The sequence below is a fragment of the Chryseobacterium sp. SSA4.19 genome, from assembly GCF_022601875.1.
Taxonomy (GTDB): domain Bacteria; phylum Bacteroidota; class Bacteroidia; order Flavobacteriales; family Weeksellaceae; genus Chryseobacterium.
Map to the genome: position 1 here is coordinate 1 of NZ_JAKVIP010000033.1, position 19,161 is coordinate 19,161.

Annotated in this window: 14 protein-coding genes; 5 read left to right on the forward strand and 9 right to left on the reverse strand. The window is 37.4% G+C overall.

Going from position 1 to position 19,161, the window contains the following annotated elements; genetic code table 11:
• Positions 1-80 precede the first annotated feature (80 nt).
• The 4 genes from MKJ01_RS17115 to MKJ01_RS17130 all read right to left on the reverse strand — a co-directional run bounded on the left by MKJ01_RS17115 (position 81) and on the right by MKJ01_RS17130 (position 6,012).
• Positions 81-1,943 (reverse strand): CocE/NonD family hydrolase, encoded by a 1,863-nt coding sequence (locus tag MKJ01_RS17115; protein ID WP_241615452.1) that lies wholly within the window; start codon positions 1,941-1,943, stop codon positions 81-83.
• A 188-nt stretch (positions 1,944-2,131) separates the two neighbouring features.
• Positions 2,132-4,900, reverse strand: coding sequence for a TonB-dependent receptor (locus tag MKJ01_RS17120; RefSeq protein WP_241615450.1), 2,769 nt, complete (start codon positions 4,898-4,900; stop codon positions 2,132-2,134).
• A 184-nt stretch (positions 4,901-5,084) separates the two neighbouring features.
• On the reverse strand, positions 5,085-5,504 hold the full coding sequence (locus MKJ01_RS17125; protein ID WP_241615448.1) for an SH3 domain-containing protein: 420 nt from the start codon (positions 5,502-5,504) through the stop codon (positions 5,085-5,087).
• Positions 5,505-5,517: 13 nt separating this feature from the next.
• Positions 5,518-6,012, reverse strand: coding sequence for a BON domain-containing protein (locus MKJ01_RS17130; RefSeq protein WP_241615447.1), 495 nt, complete (start codon positions 6,010-6,012; stop codon positions 5,518-5,520).
• A gap of 222 nt (positions 6,013-6,234) precedes the next feature.
• On the opposite strand from MKJ01_RS17130, the gene MKJ01_RS17135 reads away from it, so the two are divergent.
• Together MKJ01_RS17135 and MKJ01_RS17140 are read left to right on the forward strand one after the other, a co-directional pair.
• Positions 6,235-7,485 carry a dicarboxylate/amino acid:cation symporter gene (locus MKJ01_RS17135; RefSeq protein WP_241615445.1) on the forward strand — a complete coding sequence of 417 codons (1,251 nt, stop codon included), beginning with the start codon at positions 6,235-6,237 and terminating at the stop codon, positions 7,483-7,485.
• Between the two features lie 97 nt (positions 7,486-7,582).
• Positions 7,583-8,299, forward strand: coding sequence for a phytanoyl-CoA dioxygenase family protein (locus MKJ01_RS17140; protein ID WP_241615443.1), 717 nt, complete (start codon positions 7,583-7,585; stop codon positions 8,297-8,299).
• Between the two features lie 123 nt (positions 8,300-8,422).
• Here the strand turns inward: MKJ01_RS17140 and MKJ01_RS17145 are convergent, their stop codons facing one another.
• Positions 8,423-11,224 carry a GH92 family glycosyl hydrolase gene (locus tag MKJ01_RS17145; protein WP_241615442.1) on the reverse strand — a complete coding sequence of 934 codons (2,802 nt, stop codon included), beginning with the start codon at positions 11,222-11,224 and terminating at the stop codon, positions 8,423-8,425.
• 330 nt (positions 11,225-11,554) lie between these two features.
• Here MKJ01_RS17145 and MKJ01_RS17150 point away from each other — a divergent pair, with 330 nt between their 5' ends.
• The 3 genes from MKJ01_RS17150 to MKJ01_RS17160 all read left to right on the forward strand — a co-directional run bounded on the left by MKJ01_RS17150 (position 11,555) and on the right by MKJ01_RS17160 (position 14,046).
• Positions 11,555-12,661: an Mrp/NBP35 family ATP-binding protein gene (locus MKJ01_RS17150; RefSeq protein ID WP_241615441.1), complete on the forward strand. Its 1,107-nt coding sequence runs from the start codon at positions 11,555-11,557 to the stop codon at positions 12,659-12,661.
• Positions 12,662-12,701: 40 nt separating this feature from the next.
• A complete protein-coding gene (locus MKJ01_RS17155) occupies positions 12,702-12,950 on the forward strand; it encodes a NifU family protein (protein WP_051289253.1) in 249 nt (82 codons plus the stop codon).
• 481 nt (positions 12,951-13,431) lie between these two features.
• On the forward strand, positions 13,432-14,046 hold the full coding sequence (locus tag MKJ01_RS17160) for a response regulator transcription factor (RefSeq protein ID WP_241615440.1): 615 nt from the start codon (positions 13,432-13,434) through the stop codon (positions 14,044-14,046).
• Positions 14,047-14,074: 28 nt separating this feature from the next.
• Here the strand turns inward: MKJ01_RS17160 and MKJ01_RS17165 are convergent, their stop codons facing one another.
• The 4 genes from MKJ01_RS17165 to MKJ01_RS17180 form a co-directional block, all read right to left on the reverse strand.
• Entirely contained in the window at positions 14,075-14,788 is a 714-nt protein-coding gene (locus tag MKJ01_RS17165; RefSeq protein ID WP_241615439.1) for a barstar family protein, read from the reverse strand.
• 128 nt (positions 14,789-14,916) lie between these two features.
• Positions 14,917-17,958 carry a choice-of-anchor I family protein gene (locus MKJ01_RS17170; protein ID WP_241615438.1) on the reverse strand — a complete coding sequence of 1,014 codons (3,042 nt, stop codon included), beginning with the start codon at positions 17,956-17,958 and terminating at the stop codon, positions 14,917-14,919.
• 156 nt (positions 17,959-18,114) lie between these two features.
• The gene (locus MKJ01_RS17175; RefSeq protein ID WP_241615437.1) at positions 18,115-18,267 is read right to left on the reverse strand and encodes a hypothetical protein; all 153 of its coding nucleotides are present in this window, start codon (positions 18,265-18,267) and stop codon (positions 18,115-18,117) included.
• Positions 18,264-18,917, reverse strand: coding sequence for an NAD-dependent epimerase/dehydratase family protein (locus MKJ01_RS17180; RefSeq protein ID WP_241615436.1), 654 nt, complete (start codon positions 18,915-18,917; stop codon positions 18,264-18,266). The genes MKJ01_RS17175 and MKJ01_RS17180 overlap by 4 nt, the downstream gene beginning before the upstream one ends.
• Positions 18,918-19,161 lie beyond the last annotated feature (244 nt).

The window sequence follows — 19,161 nt, forward strand, 5'->3', positions numbered from 1 at the left end:
GCAAAAAAACAGAACATTATTTAAACTATAAAAAATTAGCCGCATAAAAAAGACTGCCCTTTTTGGACAGCCTCTTTCGATTATTTTAAAACCTCAACTTCGATGGAGCTGTCTTCAAAAACTTTGATCAACGCTTTTGTGTAATCTTCTTTCGTGGCAAAATTGGGATTGTCTAAAAATTTCTGCGGATTAACAGCGAAAAGCGGGAACCAGGTTGAAGAAATCTGGATCTGGATTTTGTGCCCTTTCTTGAAGGTATGAACCACATCCTGCAGCCTGAAATTCACGGCAGTTTTCTGGTCTGGAACCAATGCTTCCGCTTTTTCTCTCGAATTCCTGAACCGTGCCGGCATAATTTCACTTCTTACCATCTGATGGTAATTGCCGTACACTACGCCGTCTTTTTTCTCTGTAGGTTTGAAGTCTTCAGGATAAACATCAATCAGCTTGACTGCAAAATCTGCATCAGTAGATGTGGAAGCGATGTTCAATTTAGCCATAATTTCCCCGGCAAAAGTTATATCTTCACTTAAAGCATCGGTTGTAAACGTCAAAACATCAGGTCTTCCCTCTGCAAATCTCTGATCTTCCGACATGTAATTTCTTGGAGTGAAACCATTGAAGTCTTTCAGATTATCAGAACTTAAAACAGGATTGTTAGGATCACTGTAATATTCTGAACTACCTGAACCTGAAGTATTTTTTAAAGTTCCGTTTGATAAATAGAAATTTATTTTCCGTGCTTCTTTCGACGGATATGTTGCAAATTCTCTCCATTGTTTTGCACCTGTATCATACATCAGAGCTTCCGGCAATCCGGCATCCTGTTTGGTATTCCCTTTCAAATAATGATTGAAAAACTTTGTTTCAATATTTTTCTGATAATACGTAGCTATGCTGTCTCCGAAATAAATCTGGTTATGGAAATGTTTTCCTTGTTCGTAGGCCCAAGCTCCATGCGAGAAAGGTCCCATCACAATGGTATTTTTAGCTTTCGGACTTGTTTTTTCAATCGTTTTATAAATATTTAACGGTCCTGATAAATCTTCCGCATCAAACCATCCTCCAACAGTCATCACCGCATGATTTACATTTTTTAGGTGAGGCAGAAGGCTTCTTTTCTGCCAGAACTCATCATAGTTGGTATGGTCCATAATCTCTGTCATGAAGAAGTTGTCCTTGTAGTATTTTTCATAACCGTCTTTCAACGTTCCCATATCCCTGTAGAATTTCAAGCCGTCTTCAGAAGTCACTTTAATCATGGAATCTGTATACCACGCTTTATTTTCAGGCTTTGTTTTCTGAACTCCGAAAACCGGGAATGTCCTGAAATATCCTAACATAAACCTTCCGTTATGAAGAAAATCATCATTCCAGAAATCTGAAATCGGAGCCTGCGGAGAAGATGCCACCAAAGCGGGATGTTGGGCCAGAATGCCGACAGCGGTATAAAATCCGGGATATGAAGTTCCGTACTGTCCGACTTTTCCATTGTTATCTTTAATATTTTTGATTAACCAATCAATAGTATCATACGTATCTGTACTTTCATCGACATCTTTTTTGGTCTTATGATCAACCTGTGGAGTCATATTGGTAAAAGTGCCTTCGCTCATATATCTTCCCCTGACATCTTGAAAGACGAAAATATACTTTTCCCGCATGAGATACTGGTTCGGTCCGAGCTTTGTTCTGTATTCATTTTCACCGTACGGCGCAATACTGTAACAGGTACGCTGCATCAGGAACGGGTATTTATTTTTTTTGGAAATATCTTTAGGAATATACACTGAAGTAAAAAGTTTTGTCCCGTCCCGCATCGGAATATACATTTCCTTTTTAATAAAGTGGTCTTTTACAAAAGTGTCCGGTTGAGGCTGTTTGTCCTGTGAATTCCCCAAAGCAAAAAGGAAAATAAGCAACATTGAAAAATGAATCTTCATTAGATAAAATTTGATGCTAATTTAGAAACAATCTGCTCAGAAACAAAAAAGACCGGAAGAAAATTCCGGCCGTTATTAATGTCTTATATATCTTAAAATGTAAACGTATCATCTGTTTCGTGAATTAACTCAGATGATTATTTACAACTCTTCACGAATTTTAATCCTGATGTGAAATTTTGTTGGTCTTATTTTTCTTTCATTTTCTTGCCTGCAAATTTATTCAGTTTCATCGTCAGGGAAAACAGGATATAACGTTTCAGGATAAGATCGTCACGGTCTTCAAAATACGCGCTTGAAATGGTTCTTCTGACACTTTGGTTTTGGTTTAAAACGTCATATACTTTGACTTTTGCCGTAAGTTGTTTATTGAAAAATGAATAACCGACACTTGTATTCCAGAAATAAAAATCTCTCTTAAAACCGGGAGCAATATTGGTATTGGTATTATATTCAAAGTCATTCCCTATAACCAGCCTGCTTTGTAAAAAATAATTGGTAAGTTCTATTTTTAAAGTCTGAGTACTTGTGCTTACCTCATCAATGCTGTAGTTTTTATATTTTGATAAATTATATCCTAATGAGTAAGATGGTTTTATAGTAAGTTTTTCTTTTATTTCATATGTGAAGTTCAGTCCCGGGCTCAAAGTGAAATAATTACTTGCATATTCCTGCCCATTGATAAATCCTTTATTTAATGCATACACCATATTGAATCTTGGGTTGATGGTTAATTTATTTTCCTTCCATTTAAAGGTTTTGCTGAAACTTCCACCGGCATTAAAATTCTTATTTCCGCTGATATTGGCGTAAGTTACATGCTGTTTTCCATCTTCATCATAAAATGAATAATTGGTAATGTCATTATTTCGATAAGTAAACCCAATATTTAAATAGTAATTGATATTCTTTACCATATTAAAATTATTGAAATAAAGATATGCCATATTGCTCCACGTATTTTTAAGATCGGGATTACCCTGGAAAGTAATCAATGGATTGGAAAAATCCAGGTAGGGTGTAAGCTGTTCCGCCCTCGGAACCGTATAGTCTGAAAAATTATATAAACTCAGACTTTTGTTTTGCGAAAACTGGTAGCGTGCTCCCAGATTATATTTGGGAAGGATAAAATTTTTCTGCAGGTTATAATTCTGAGCGTTATAAACAGAATTTACACTCATGTCAGAAAATTCTGCGCTTACGGATCCCCATGCATTAATTTTCTTCTTATTGACTTCAAAAGAGAGTTCCGGGGCAAACTGATTGATCTTCTGGTTCATCCCATTGGACAGAAGGGTGTTGTAGTTCGAATAATTTCCTGAGTTCTCATTGAAATCATTAACATCTCTCAGGTTATTGAAAATCTGTGAATTATATTCCAGTCCCAGACTTATATTTACAGAATCTGAAATAGGTTCGGTATATCCTGCACTGAAACGGTAATTTGAATTCTGTTCTTTTCTTTCCAACAACTGGTTTCTGTTGTCATTTAGGCCTGTGCTCTGATAAAAAACGGATTGTGACCTGTTCAGATCATTATTTTTAGATTCGGATATGGCTCCGTTCATATTGGCATACGCTACTCTTCCTTTTTTTCTGAATTTTTTAGATAAGTAAATATTGGGTGTAAAGGAATTGTTTTCAGAGTCGGAGCTTGTATATGAATTGCTTTCATTAAGAAGCACATTATCTCTTAAAGTCGATGATTTCAGGTTATTGTAAGTAAAGCCTTCCGACCTGGAAAATGTCGGAGAAAAATAAATGCTTGTCAGGGAATCCAGCCTGATCCTGGCAGCGATATCGAAATTATATTGCTTGGAGTCATTCTCGCCGTTGCTTTCTGAATTGGTTTTCAAAGTATAATCAGGCAGAAGGGTGGTGCGGGAGACTTTGGATCTTGTTTTTAAATTATTATCGATATGGATTAAACTGATGTTTTCCAGATCTGCGTCTTTGCCAAATTTGTCACTGTAATTCAAACCAACGGTAGTAGACCGCTGAATTCCTTTATTATTGCCTCCCTGAACATAATACATTGAATTGCCGCTTCTGACAATAGAAGATCCCTGCATCAGCCATGAGTTTCTTCCCCTTCCCATACTGTCAAAAATTTCATCATTTGAAAATCCCTGTGAATTGATGTTGTTTGATGAAGCCAATATGCTGATTTTTGTATCATTTTTAAAATAACTTAACAGTCCGCTCCCTTCGTATCGTTTATCGGATCCGTAGCCTAAAGTCAGTCTTGAAATCAGACCTTTGTTTTTCTTTTCGTCAATATTAAAGTTGATCGTAGCATTATTCGATTTCGAAGCTTTTCCCGTTAATTCTTCCTCTTTGGTTTTTGTGGTTGTAAACTGGATGCTTTTTATAATGTCAGCTGGAAGATTTTGCAATGCAATTTTCCCGTCTTTGTCGAAAAATGGTTTTCCATTGATCATGATCTGATCCACTTCCTTCCCATTGACGGTAATTTTTCCTTCATTGCTGATTTCAACCCCCGGAATCTGCTTTAACAGCTCTTCAATTTTACTGTCAGGACGGACTTTTATAGAGGAAGCATTGAATTCGATGGTGTCTTTTTTAATTTTTACAGGCGAAGCGGTGATTTTTACTTCTTCAATGTCGGTGATAGAATTTTTTTCAAGCTCAATTGCTCCGAGGGAAAATGATTGATCAATCTTTTCAAAGCTTTTAGAATAAGACATTAATTTGTCAGCATCTACTTTCAGAAGGACTGGTTCATTTAATTCATCCGTTTTTAAAGAAAATTTGCCTTCTCTGTTTGTGGCGGTGTAATTAACGATAGATGAATCCTTTTGTTTGAGAAGATAAACCGTCGCATTCTCCAGCGGTTTTTTTTCAAAGTTGTGAACTTCTCCGTTAATATTTAATTTTTGAGCATTCAGAATGGTGAAATTGAATACAAATAACAGCAGCAATAATAGTTTCCTCATTTAAGTTTAGGTTATTAGAGCCGCAAAAATATAAAAAAAACATGGCTGCAAAAGGGCATGAATAGTTAAATAGCGTTAATGTTACAGGGGTAATTTTAAATAATTTGTTAAATAAGCCTTTAATATAAAAAAACATCCCATATTTTGGGATGTTCTGTATTTTGAATAAGGTAAATCTTTCGTATTAAGCCTTTAAATATCTTGAATACGCATAACCTTCCTGTCCGTTATTGGTTTTTACTTTCCACCAGTCATCAGAAGTCTGTTCTACTAATGTTACAGAAGATCCTTTTTCAACTTTTCCTACAACAGCCGCTTCTGTTGAAGGCTCCTGCCTGATATTTAAGTTTGATTCATCCGTTGCTACGGTTAGAGATGCTCCTGCAGCAAGACCTGAAACCTGAACATCAATATTGATGTCGGATGCAGAATAGGATGAATCAATAGCTCCAAGTGCATTCCATACGGCATCTTTTGCAGCTGTATTTGATGCGCTTCCCGAAACATATAAAATTCCGTCCTGCTCCTGAACCTGCAAATCAGAGATTCCTGCAGACTTGGCCGCAGAAACTACGCTTGAATATTTATCTTGTAATGTGCTCATGTTTTTTTATGATTTAAGGTTTTACGGTATAATTATAATTTACTTTTCCTACTTTCAAAGCATCTACCGATTCTTTTACTTTTCGGGCATCAGAAGAAGAAATATTTCCTGTTAAAGTCAGTTCACCGTTTATGGTTTCTACTTTTACCCCGGGAATATCTTTTACCGCATCCTTTACTTTCTGCTGTACGGCAGGGTCTACGGCAGATTGTGTTTCAACCGGAGGAGCAACCTTAGCAGCAGGAGCTACTGTGGACATATCATGAACATCTTTGATGCCGTTGATGGCTTTCAGCTGCTTAATCATCGAGTCTTTGGCTTCTTGTGTTTCAAACGTTCCGCTCAGGTGAGCAACACCGTCTTTTATTTCTACGGAAGCACTTGGATTGGATGTTACTATCGTAGTAGCCTGAGTCTGAAGATCGGCATCAGAAACTTTTTTCTTACACGAAACCGACCCGAAGGATACGGCTACAGCCAAGGCAGCCATTGCGATCGTTTTTTTCATAATTGTATATTTTGTTAATGTTGTTAATACAGGTAAATATAACAGTAAAATGTATACCAAATAAATAAAAAGAAATTAATCAAGAATGAAATTTAATATAATTTTTTGAAAATCAGTGTTTTAATTTTAAAATACTTCATATGTTCCTGGAATTTTATGGTAGTAAAGTAAATCCTGTACCAATTGTAAAAATATTATATTTGCGAAACTTGATTTATTGATATGAAAGGACAGAATAAACTATTTATAGCCATTATTATTGCATTGATCATCGGGGTGGCCATCGGTGGATTCGTACATACCCGATATCCGGAAAGTGCGGAGCCTTTTTCTAAAAATATAAAGCTTTTAGGAACCGTTTTCATCAGACTGGTACAGATGATTATTGCACCTTTGGTGTTTACAACGTTGGTAGTGGGAATTGCTAAAATGAGTGATATTAAAATGATCGGAAGGGTAGGGACGAAAGCGATGCTTTGGTTTATTTCTGCTTCTCTGATTTCTCTCTTTATCGGTTTAATGCTGGTAAACTGGCTTGAACCGGGCCACGTCACCAAGCTTCCGATCCAGGATGCCGCTTCTGCGGAGGAATTGCTGAAAAGCAGCAAAGGTTTTTCCATAGAAGATTTTGTAAAACACATTATTCCTAAAAGTATCTTTGAAGCCTTTGCGACTAATGAAGTATTGCAGATCGTTGTATTCTCTGTGATGTTTGGGGTAGCGCTGGCCAACATGGGAGAAGAATATGCCCAGCCGGTCATTAAATTATTCGACATTGTTGCGCACGGAATACTGAAAATGGTGGGGTATATTATGTGGTTTGCTCCGTTGGGGGTTTTGGGAGCCATAGCTGCCGTAGTCGCCACCAATGGTTTTGAGATATTTAAAGTATATGCAATCTACTTAAGAGATTTCTTTTTTGCACTGGGAATCCTTTGGCTGGTTTTATTGCTCGTTGGCTATTTAATCCTTGGAAACCGCCTTTTCGAATTATTAAGAAGGATAAAATCACCTTTACTGATCGCATTTTCAACAACAAGTTCTGAAGCGGTATTCCCGAAATTAGTAGAGGAACTGGAGAGGTTCGGATGTAACAACAGAGTGGTCTCATTCATTTTACCTTTGGGATATTCTTTCAATCTGGACGGAAGTATGATGTACATGACGTTTGCTTCTATTTTTATTGCTCAGATTTACGGAATCGAAATGACCGTCGGGCAACAGATTACGATGCTATTGGTTCTGATGCTGACTTCAAAAGGAATTGCCGGAGTGCCGAGAGCATCTCTGGTTATTATTGTAGCGACCTGTTCCATGTTCGGGATTCCGCCAGAAGGGATTGCCTTAATTTTGCCGATCGACCATTTCTGCGATATGGGACGAAGCATGACCAATGTCCTTGGGAATGCTTTGGCCACCTCAGCGGTTTCCAAATGGGAAGGTCAGTTGGATAACCATGGCGGGGATATGTAATTTAATATATTAATGTAGCAGAGGCTGATAATGATGGTCAATAATGAGAATATGTTGTACAGCTCATTATTGACCATTTTTAATAGAAATTAATTAAATGATGGATTTAGAACAGCACAAAAACTTAATGACAGAAAACGGATTCACTGTGATCAATGCTGTTTTTTCTGATGAAGAAGTTGAAAGAATTGGTGAAATCATTCAACATATAGATACTTCAAAAGAAACCTTCAGAAAATCGGAAGACCTGTTTGCCATCAGGCAGTTTCTAAAGGAAATTCCCGATATCAGACATTTGATTTTCAATGATGCTGTTAAAACCATTGTTAAAGAAATTTTCGGTGAAAAATATGTTGCTGTAAAAAGTATTTATTTTGATAAGCCTGAAACCTCAAATTGGTATGTTGCCTATCATCAGGACCTGACGATTTCTGTAGATAGAAAACTGGACTTGGAAAACTTCGGGCCATGGACAACAAAACAGAACCAGTTTGCCGTTCAGCCGCCATTGGATATTCTTGAAAATATCTATACCATACGTATTCATCTGGATGATACGGATGAAAACAACGGTGCTTTAAAAGTGATTCCAAAATCTCATGCCAAAGGTATTTACAGGCCTGAGACCATTGACTGGACTATTGAAACCGAAGAAATCTGCAAGGTGGAAAAGGGCGGAATTATGATTATGAAACCTTTGCTTCTTCACGGATCTAACCGGACAACTAATGGAAAACGGCGGAGAGTGATCCACATCGAATTTTCAGATAAAGAACTGCCTGAAGGAGTAGACTGGTCGGAAATGATAAATTAAAATAATAGATTTAATGTTCTTCTATATTAAATCAGGATTAATGTCTATAATACATTCACAAGGTTCTTAATAACAGCAGCGCCTCTTTCATACGAAAGAGGCGCTGCTGTTAAATATTGATTGTTATTTCACAGAAATCTCATCTATAAAAATATACGCTTCACCACCGGCTCCCTGATGCCAGTCCGGAAGTTTACCGAAATGATAAGCTTTTACTTTTACATATCTTGCCTGTGTCGGTAAAACTTCTGCTGCAAACTCTTTTATCTGTACGGTTTCATCTTTCGGATTAATTGTATTTTCTACCGTTTTAAGCAAGATATAATCTTTACCATTAGAAACATAGTATTCTACTTTTTTCGGCATCAAGATCCATGCTCTGCTGTCCTGAAGATAAGTGGATGATAATTGAGTAAATTGTTGCGGAGACTTCATGTCAATAACCGCTTCAAAAGTCTGCCCCTGGTATCCCTGCCATTCGCCTTTTCTCCAGTTTATTGCCCCGTTGATACCGTCAATGACTGCAAATTTTCCACCAGCGGTGTATTGCGGATTGACGGTTGAGTTAATGGTGATGTCCCAATGGTTTGGCCTTCTGTTGAAATCAGCTCTGCCCACAGAGCTTTTCTCACCTTTTCTTTCAGAATAGGCAGATACCTGAGTTGTTTTGGTAATCGTGAACGGACCTTTATAAGGGATGAACATTTTTCTTACATTGGCATCTCCTTCATCCATCGTCATATAGTAAATTTTATCATCCTGGTTAAGTGGAGTGATGGTGACTTTTGTATTCAAATCAAAAAGTCTGTCAGCAGCAATCACAGGAGTGGCTATGAGTTCATCATATTTAAAATCTTTGAATGATTTGACATTTTCAAATCCTAGTTTCTTAAGCTCTTCTCTGCCTGTATTTTTTGTGATCGTTCTCATTGTTCCGTCTTCCAGATGGATTTTCACTTCCTCAAAATAAGGCTTTGTCGTCTGCCATTCCGGCAATCCCGGAGTCACGGAATAAATTCCCATCGAACTTAAAATATACCAGGCACTCATCTGTCCGCAGTCTTCATTCCCGATGAGGCCATCCGGTGTGTTTTTATAGTAATTATCAAGGATAAATTTGATTTTGGCATCTGTTTTTTCAGGCTTATCAACATAATTATAGAGATAAGCGATGTGATGGCTGGGTTCATTACCCTGGGCATATTGACCAATGAGTCCTGTAATGTCTACCTGTTCTCTACCTGTGGTCTGATCCGGTGCAGAAAAAATAGCATCAATAAACTGTTCAAATCTCTCTTTTCCCCCGTGGGCGGCAATCAAGGCCGGAATATCCTGCTGTACGGAATAAGAATAATGCCAGGAATTTCCTTCGGTATAATTGTTATTGACCTCTCTCGGTTCAAAAGGTTCATACCAGTTTCCATTCTTCCTTGGCTGCATAAACCCGTTCTTCGGATTGTAGAGATTCTTCCAGTTCTGGGAACGTTTCATGAAATACTGATAATCTTCTTTTTTACCTAAAATTTTTGCCATTTGTGCAATACACCAGTCGTCATATGCATATTCCACTGTTTTGGAAACGCTTTCATGTTCATCATCGATGCTGATAAAGCTATTCTGTTTATAAGCATTCAACCCGAAGATATCCAGCATCGCAGAATGTTTAGAGGCTTCGAAAGCTTTCTCATAATCAAAACCAGTAATTCCTTTTGCCATAGCATCAGCAATTACGGATACTGAATGATAACCGATCATACATTCTGTTTCATTGGAAGCTAGTTCCCAAACCGGAAGTTTTCCGCCCTGCTCATATTGTTTGATAAAGGTATTGATAAAGTCTGCCGTTCTTTTTCTGTCGATGAGCGTCATTAAAGGATGTGCTCCCCTGAAAGTATCCCAAAGTGAAAAGACCGAATAGTAGTCAAAACCTTTCGCCATATAAAATTTATTGTCTCTACCCCTGTATTTTCCGTCAACATCCATGTTAATATTGGGCTGTATAAAGACATGGTACATTGCAGTGTAAAATATACTCAGCTTATCTTTATCCGCTGATTTTACTTCGATTTTTGAGAGCTCTTTATCCCAATCGGCAACTGCCTGTTTCCGGATCGATTCGAAATCATTGGATTTTCCTTCATCCAGCATATTTCTTCCGGCACCTTCATAACCTGTGGACGAAATGGCTACTTTCACATTGATTTTTTCACCCTTTTTTACCTTTGTAGAAAAAGCCAGGGCTAATTTTGTTCCCGTAAAATGATTATTTTCCTGTATTCCATTCACTTCTTTCCTGGAAATTTTTACTGGCTTTGAAAACTCAATTCTTGCATAAATATACTGATTGGTTGCCCAGGCTTCACTCCTCCGGAAAACTTCTATGGTTTTTTCATCAATAATTTTTACTTCACCCTCAAGCAGCTTATCCCTGTGGTTTAAATCTAAAATAATGTTTGCATTTCCGGCATTGTTGAAGGTATATTCATGGTAACCGACTCTTTTAGTGGTGGTCAAACGTACATCAATATTATTTTTATCCAACTTAACGGAATAAAACCCTGCTGTTGCCTTTTCATTTTTATGCGAAAATTTTGAAGAATAATCTTTGCTGTTCAGGCCTGGATTTCCCATAGTCGGCATCAGCATAATATCTCCATAATCTGAAACGCCAGTCCCGTTGAGATGGGTGTGCGAAAAGCCATAGATCACGGAATCGGAATAGTGGTATCCGCTGCAACCGTCCCAGCTTCCGTCAATCCTGGTATCCGGTGAAAGCTGTACCATTCCGAAAGGGACTATAGCTCCGGGAAATGTATGGCCGTGGCCGCCAGTCCCGATGAAAGGATTGACATATTTTGAATAATTTTGGGCCTGTATGCAGAAGGAGGCCAGAAAGAAAGCCAAGATAAATTTTTTAGCGTTCATTAGTTATTTTAATAGGATTTTACTTTGTAGAGGATGGTAACAAATCTAATGAAATTTCATTAATTATTACATGAGGTCAAACAGTCCTTAAAACAGTAAGAAATAATTTAAGTTTAGAAGCAGTAATTAGAGACAATGTCAGTAACAGGTTTGATAAATATAAAATAATTGTTTGTATCAAATACTATTAATAGTGAATATTCATACAAATGGCATTATGCTGCAATAATTTTCACTAATGTATTTCTGCAAAAGATAATATCTATCAGTCTTTTTATTAAGTCTAAATAGGTTAATTTTTCGTAAATTTGTAAACAATTTATTTAGTTTATGTTGACGAAAGAAAAGGTTCATAGTTTCCTTAAAGAAATAGAAGTTGATGATTTGGTGAACAACCTTCAGATCATGGGCAATGACGTGTATATCGATATGACCGCTCATTCACCGGCCATGCATGAGAAGAAAAAGCTGGAAGCTGCCATGAAACAGGCTTTCGCGAGTGAATTTGGAGAAGAAGTTCATTTGAAATTGAAAATATTGTCTCCTGAGCCCAGCGAAATTCAGCAGAGCCAGATCAAAGGAAAACAGATTTCAGGAATTCAGAATATTATAGCCGTTGCTTCCGGTAAAGGAGGCGTAGGAAAATCTACAGTTGCCGCTAATTTAGCAGTAACATTAGCGAAAATGGGTTTTAAAGTAGGTTTGCTGGATGCTGATATTTACGGGCCTTCGGTTCCTACCATGTTTGATACGGAAGGTGAAAAGCCAATTTCTGTAGAAGTTAACGGAAAGAGCCTGATGAAGCCTGTTGAGAATTACGGGGTAAAAATGCTTTCAATCGGATATTTTTCAGGAGCGAACCAGGCGGTGGTCTGGAGAGGTCCTATGGCTTCCAAAGCCTTGAATCAGATGATCAGGGATGCAGCATGGGGTGAGCTGGATTTTTTATTGATCGATTTGCCGCCGGGAACAGGTGATATCCATTTATCAATCATTCAGGAGGTTCCGGTGACGGGTGCGGTCATTGTAAGTACGCCTCAGCATGTTGCACTCGCAGACGTAAGAAAAGGTATTGCAATGTTCCAGATGGAGAGCATCAGCATCCCTGTTCTTGGGCTTATCGAAAATATGGCGTATTTCACACCGGAAGAATTACCTGGGAATAAATATTATATCTTTGGAAAACAGGGCGCTCAATATCTGGCAGAAGATCTGGGAATTCCTGTATTGGGAGAAATTCCTTTAATCCAGAGCATCAGAGAGGCGGGAGATGTAGGAAGACCGGCTGCTCTCCAGGAAGGGTCTGAAATTGCTGAGATCTATATGGAAACGGCCCGTAATATGGTAGAAAGCCTAGTTGAAAGAAATAAAAACCTTCCTCCTACAGAAGCGGTAAAGATTACCACGATGGCGGGATGTTCGCCAAAAGCAAAATAATTATTTTCAACATCTGAAAAACCGAATCGAATTGAAAAATATGGAAACAAATATAACGCACGAAGATACCGTAACAAGAGTAATGGAAGCTTTGGAAAGCATCAGGCCGTTTTTAAATAAAGACGGGGGTGATATTGAGCTGATTGATGTAAAAGACAACCTAGTTTACGTAAAGCTTCTGGGAAACTGTTCAGGATGTTCATTGAATTTCTCTACGTTAAAGCTTGGAGTTGAAAATACCATCAAACAACATGCGCCGGAAATTGAAAAAGTAATCAGTGTAGAATAAGCATTAAAAAATATATTTTTTTAGACAGATCTGTGAAGGTCTGTTTTTTTATTTATAGATACCTTTCAGAGTGATCTTTTTTATTCTGTAATAGTATGATTTAAATAGGTTTCATATAATGGTCAATGTGTTTTAAAAATAGGATTTACAGGTATTTACTGTTTTTTAAGAAAATATATTAAATATTATGATTTTTTTATAGTCATAATTCTACAGGACAGTGATTATTATATGTGTTATTTTTGTAAAAATTATTTGCAGAGCAATATAAAACTGCAGGATGCTTACTAGTTAAGCAGTCTCAGGAATTATGCATACACTCTTAATCTGAAATTTCTAGGATTAAAATAAAAGGTCAGGACATCCATCATAAAAGCAATCATCATATCGTGGTATTTGGTCTGTAACTTGTATTGAAAATGTAAATAATTTAAAAATAAATTTTGCCTTGTTTTAGAAGATTTTATGTAAACTAAACACTATGAAAAAAATACTTATTGCTGATGGTCATTATGTTGTACGTACAGGTATCGCTATGATATTGAAATCAAAACTTCAGTATGCGTGCAAAATAGATTTTGCCGAGACCTTTATTGAAACAAAAAATAAAGTTTCTGACCACCTGTATGATCTGCTGATTATTGATATTGATATTCCGGAAAGTATTTTTAAAGCAATGGTAAAGGAACTCATAAAAAATCAGAAAAATCTTAAAATTTTAGTGTTTGCGGCTTACGATGAAAATATTGGATTGCAATATATAGAAGAAGGAGCAGCCGGATATCTTAATAAAGGTGCTTCGGAATCACAAATTTTATCCGCCGTGTCGGGAATTTTTGAAGAAGGATATTATCATACCGCTGATATGATGAAAAAAATGGTTGCACAATCCACGGAAAGCCGTTCCATAGAGAGACTTTCCAACCGTGAGTTTCAGATCTTCAAACTTTTGGCAGAAGGCAATGGAAATATTGAAATTTCAAACAGCCTGAATCTAAAAATGTCTACCATCAGCACCTATAAAAAGAAAATTTTTGAAAAATTACAGGCCAAAAGCGTAGTGGATCTGGTAAGGATTTATGATGATATGCATTAAGTTAGATATTCGTCATTAATTGTTTTGATTATTTAAGGATAACTTTTATATTATATTTTTTAAAAATATCAATTATTTTATTGTAATTATTTTTTAAAAGTTTTTTGCTTCTTAAATGATTGGTCCAAATCACTTTTAAAATACATTTTACTCCGAAATCTCCATGTAAACAATTATAGAAAGAATATAACTGTCTTCCGAAATATCCTGCAATTCCATTTACCTCTTCGCCGATCGAACAGTAAAATCCATCCAGATTATGAAAATTATTACCGTCAATATTGATGATAAGATTCTCTTTGTAGATTTGAGGTTTTTGAAGACATCCTGTAAAAACAATCCATCCCTGTAGTTCATCTTTATTAAATGTTTTCCAGATATTTTTTTCGGTGATTTTATTGTCCAGGTACATTTGCCATGCTTTATGGAAACCTCTTGGGGTAAACCAAACATATCCACTTAATGTAATATTATGGTGTTTTGATTTAATGATTCTAATATTACTTATAAAAGTTGAAGTAACAATTGAATTGTTTTCATCAAGCAGATGAATAAAGCCTTGATTATCATAAATCTTGATGGATTCTTCAATTTTATATTTTAGGTTTTCAATTTCATGAACATTTATCAATCGTAACTCCCGATAACCCATATTGCTTTTACTGCTTTCAAGATTTTTGACATCATCAATATAAGTGATGATGTCAGTTTCTTCTTTAGTGTCTAGTGAAAATGCAAACATTCTATTAAACTTTAATATGACTTATTACAAGTGATTTTTTCATTTATACGTTAAAACTAATCAATTTTTATAACAAAAATCCCGGAAAAAATTCCGGGACTTATGTTCAATCGGTAGATTGCCGTATTCTACTTTACAATCATTCTTTTTACATGTCCTTCTGAAGTCTTTACCAGATAAACACCTGTAGAAAGTTTTGAAGTTTCTATGGTTAAAGCATTTTTCTCTTTCCCCAGCATTTTTCCGGATATATCATACAATTCATAGTCCTGGGCCCGGTTAAAATATGATATATTGCCTTTTGTCACCGGATTCGGGAATATGTTGAATGTCGCTTTTTCAGTCTTTATTTCGCCTGTTGCCAATGTAGGAGACTGAGTGACTTCATACATGGACAACGTTCCGCTGATCTCATTGGCAATAACCACATAGCCTTTTCCTGTAGTAGTATTTTCAGGAGCAATGTAGATCACGCCTTCCGGTCCGTTGTCACCGCCAAAAGCAGAAGTCATACGGGAGTTTTTATAATCTGTAAAAACTGGATTATTAGGATCGGTTATATTATACACCATGACACCTCCGGTTCTTTCTATCGTGATAAAAGCGTAAGTCTGACCGTTAATTGTTCCCAAGGCAACACCTTCCGGTTCCGGTCCTTTTGCGCGGCTTCTGCTTTTAACCGTATTCGATTCATTATCTGCATTAAAAATTAACGGATGATTCGCGGCAATGTACCGTTCAAATTGATCACCGCTGTCATAGACAATTTGTTTGGTGTCAGCGTTAAAGATAGAGAACGAACGTGCTCCCAATGCTGAAATTTCTTCAAAATCTGCATCGCCATCCGTGTTTCCTGTAGCATTGGAAACCCTGAATCTGCCTAAGTTATAAGAAGCTTTCAGGATGGATGCATTTGGAAACAGGGCAGGATCCAAAGCATAAGCTGAAGCTCCCACTGTTGTTCTTTCACTAAAGCCTGAAAGATCTTTTTCATCACCTTCATTGGCTGTTATCAGGTAATTGGTTCCGGCCACTTTAAAAGCCTGGGTGCCATCCGGTGTATAATATGCTTTTACCGGCCAGTTGGCTATTAATACTTCGCCATTGTTATCGGAAGCATCAAAGCCGTTTCCGGGAAGACTCATGTCTTTTTTGCCTAATCCCCAGATTCCGGTAACTGTTTTTGTTGCTAAGTTAATTTCTGCCATTGCATTATTTTCCTGTAGGGTAATCCATGCTTTCTGGCTGTCTGAACTGATCGAAATGTATTCAGGCTCCAGATCCTGAGATAAAGTATTGTTGGTTCTTACCTTTCTTACGCCGGTTGCTGCCAGAGCCGCTGCCTGGGAATCAAAAGCATTAAAATTCAGTGTAGTCACATTAGCTTGGGTAAGGTTGTTAATGCCTCCCGAAATATCGATGATGCTGACGGTTCCTTCCGGGTCTATGGTGTAAGCATCATTAGGTTCGCCTTCATTGGCTGTCATTACTTTTGTTCCGTCAGGAGAAAATGTGATCATATCCGGCAGCGCACCTACGGTAAGCTGTTTTAAGAAATTCCCGTTGATATCAAAGAAAACCACTGAGCCGTTCTGCTGCGGATTGCTGTTCGGGGAAGCTGCTGCGATAATCCCGTTTTTTACCGCAATGCTGGTAATTCCACCGTAAGGCGCCATGTTAATAGTGTTGATAACAGCAGGAGCATCGGGATTGTTGAAATTAATAATATCAAAAACATCCGTAATAGAGCTAATCGTAAATAATCTTTGTGTTGAAGGATCATGAACCACAATTTCTGTTGAGCTGTTACTGTTGCCTGAAGGATCAAAGCTTCCTATGTAATTCAGCTGGATCTGATGAGACGGTACCGGAGCAGGTTTATCATTGTCTATAATATAAACTGTAGCATTATTATCTCCTGAGATAGTAGCTCCTGTAGGATTTTCAAGGCTTACGACAAAATATTCTGCCTGCTGCTCTTCTAAAGCATCATCAATGATCGGAATGTTTATCGTGTAACTTGTTGTTGACGGAGTAATGTTTATCGTTTGACTCGTTAAGGTGAAATCATTGGTATCCGCTGTACTGAACGGGTCCGGTTTTACCACCACATTAACCGATGAAGCCGAAGGATTACTGACATTGATTTTAAATGCTAAATTTCCTGCATTCTCATTGACCTTAATGAAATTTTTGTCCAGGGAAACTGAAGTGCCTGCCGTTGTAAACGTTGTTGAAGTTGTTGCAGTTAATGCATTATCGCTGGTGTCTTCCACAACATTAGGTTTCAGGGCCAGATAATAGGTTTGCCCCGGTATAAGGCCGGCGGTTGGAAGAAGAGTAATTTTATTATTGGTGAAAGTCGTTGTAAACGGAATCTGTGCACCTGCTGAGTTTCCAAGTCGGAAATCAACAAGTGCCTGGGCATTGGAATCATTGATCGCAGAATTGTCTGTCAGGCGTACGTTTTCATTAAAAGAAAGAGTAGGATTTACAGTGGTTGAGGCATTATTTGTATTGTTGGCCGGAAGATAAGTTACGGTTGGCGGAGTCGTATCTGCTCCGCCTGAAGCTGTACCATCAACGGTAAAGTTATCAAAACGGTTATTTCCTACACTACCTCCTGAACCTGCTGCGAACTGAACTTTAAGTTTAAAATTCGGGTTATTGGCAATCCCGGGAATGGCAGAAAAATCAAATGTGATCAGTTGAGGGTTGGCATCCTGCGGATTTACCGTCTGGTAAGTCTGAAAAGTTGTTCCGTCAGTAGAGTAGGACCAGGTTTGGATCCCTGCTCCCGAGCCTGATCTTCTGGTGGTAAATTTTACAACAATATTATTGTATCCCGTGGTTGGCAGGTTGAACTGCAGATTACCGTTGATCGGGAAATTATATCTTAAATGGGTCCCTGAGGCATCGCCGTTTCTTGCATTAAGATTATCGATGTTAAAGTTTTGTCCTGTTCCTCCTGCGAAATCAATTTCTGTAGTTCCGCTGGTGATTGCATTCAGTGACCCGCCGGTTAAGGTTGATGTCGGAGCAGTGATAGCAGCTGCAGAAGCATTATTATTAAAATTCCAGTAATGGATAAGAGTGGTCTGGGCAGATAATGCGCCCTGAAGAAAGACAGCCGCAATAACAGATCCTTTTAACAAGTAGTTATTAATCATTTTTACTTACTTTAAGTTTATGCAAAAATGAAGTTTCTGCCCGGTAAATATTTTAAGGTAATTTTAATAAATGATTAATAAATAGGTAATCATTACATCATATTAATGTAAAACGTTTAAGGTTAATTCTAAAGTACAGTTCAGGTTGCTTGATCGCTACTTTGATACGCGTCCTGAAAAATTCAGGTTTTTACCGGTTGATTTTCTTCCGTCCAGCGGATGTTTCTGCATATAAAAAAATCCTGAAACTGCAGTCAGAACCAGTAGGATAAAAGCAACCAGAAAAATTCTTTTTAACATTTCTTTCATATCGCCAGGTTTTTAATGTCTTTAATTTCCAATGTTGATACCGGGTATCCTTTTTGTACTGCATTGATCATTGCTTTACCCACTTCATGTAAAGTTAATGATTTTGATGGTAATATCATAGGAATGAGCCAAATAAAAGGTTTAAAAAACCATTTTACATGTTCCTGTCCTTCAACAGGCTTCATAAAACCGGGCCGGAAGTTATACGCCGATCTGAATCCAAGCTTCCTTAATGCATTTTCTGTTCTGCCTTTTACTCTTGCCCACATCTGTTTTCCGCTTTCCGTTTTGTCCGTATAGACTCCTGAAACATAATTAAACACCATGTCCGGGTTGTGGCTAAGTACGGCCTTCGCAAAATGCATTGTGGTATCATAAGTTACTTTGGTGTATTCTTCTTCATTCATTCCTATACTGCTTATTCCGGCACAGAAAAATACAGCATCATAGCCCTTAAAATTTTCATCATCCAGGTCGATCTTTAAAAAATCCGGTACGATATATTCTTTTAATTTAGCATGTTTTTTTCCTGAAGGTTTCCGGCTTACGCTCAGTACCTGAAAGATTTCCGGATTTTCAAGGCATTCCAACAAAACGCCTTCTCCCACCATTCCTGTGGCTCCGGTAAGGATTATTTTAAGTGAGTTCATTTCTTTTATTATATTTTTACTGACGTTTCAAAAGATTTTTTACTTTATGTGGTGTCAAAAATGATACAATTGTATTAAATTCTTTTTTAATCCTTTAAACGCTTTTAAACTTTTTGAGGACAATATATATTTTCAGCTATTCCCAACACGATTGTTCAGGAACTGTTTCCGGGCTTCTGCTGACATTTTTTCAAAAAGAATTTTTTGCTGCAATCCGGATTGGAAAGCAGGGTGATGAACTCAT

Coding starts and splice junctions, on each gene's coding strand:
- MKJ01_RS17115 (WP_241615452.1), bottom strand. CDS start 1,943: ATGAAGATTCATTTTTCAATGTTGCTTATTTTCCTTTTTGCTTTGGGG.
- MKJ01_RS17120 (WP_241615450.1), bottom strand. CDS start 4,900: ATGAGGAAACTATTATTGCTGCTGTTATTTGTATTCAATTTCACCATT.
- MKJ01_RS17125 (WP_241615448.1), bottom strand. CDS start 5,504: ATGAGCACATTACAAGATAAATATTCAAGCGTAGTTTCTGCGGCCAAG.
- MKJ01_RS17130 (WP_241615447.1), bottom strand. CDS start 6,012: ATGAAAAAAACGATCGCAATGGCTGCCTTGGCTGTAGCCGTATCCTTC.
- MKJ01_RS17135 (WP_241615445.1), top strand. CDS start 6,235: ATGAAAGGACAGAATAAACTATTTATAGCCATTATTATTGCATTGATC.
- MKJ01_RS17140 (WP_241615443.1), top strand. CDS start 7,583: ATGATGGATTTAGAACAGCACAAAAACTTAATGACAGAAAACGGATTC.
- MKJ01_RS17145 (WP_241615442.1), bottom strand. CDS start 11,224: ATGAACGCTAAAAAATTTATCTTGGCTTTCTTTCTGGCCTCCTTCTGC.
- MKJ01_RS17150 (WP_241615441.1), top strand. CDS start 11,555: ATGTTGACGAAAGAAAAGGTTCATAGTTTCCTTAAAGAAATAGAAGTT.
- MKJ01_RS17155 (WP_051289253.1), top strand. CDS start 12,702: ATGGAAACAAATATAACGCACGAAGATACCGTAACAAGAGTAATGGAA.
- MKJ01_RS17160 (WP_241615440.1), top strand. CDS start 13,432: ATGAAAAAAATACTTATTGCTGATGGTCATTATGTTGTACGTACAGGT.
- MKJ01_RS17165 (WP_241615439.1), bottom strand. CDS start 14,788: ATGTTTGCATTTTCACTAGACACTAAAGAAGAAACTGACATCATCACT.
- MKJ01_RS17170 (WP_241615438.1), bottom strand. CDS start 17,958: ATGATTAATAACTACTTGTTAAAAGGATCTGTTATTGCGGCTGTCTTT.
- MKJ01_RS17175 (WP_241615437.1), bottom strand. CDS start 18,267: ATGAAAGAAATGTTAAAAAGAATTTTTCTGGTTGCTTTTATCCTACTG.
- MKJ01_RS17180 (WP_241615436.1), bottom strand. CDS start 18,917: ATGAACTCACTTAAAATAATCCTTACCGGAGCCACAGGAATGGTGGGA.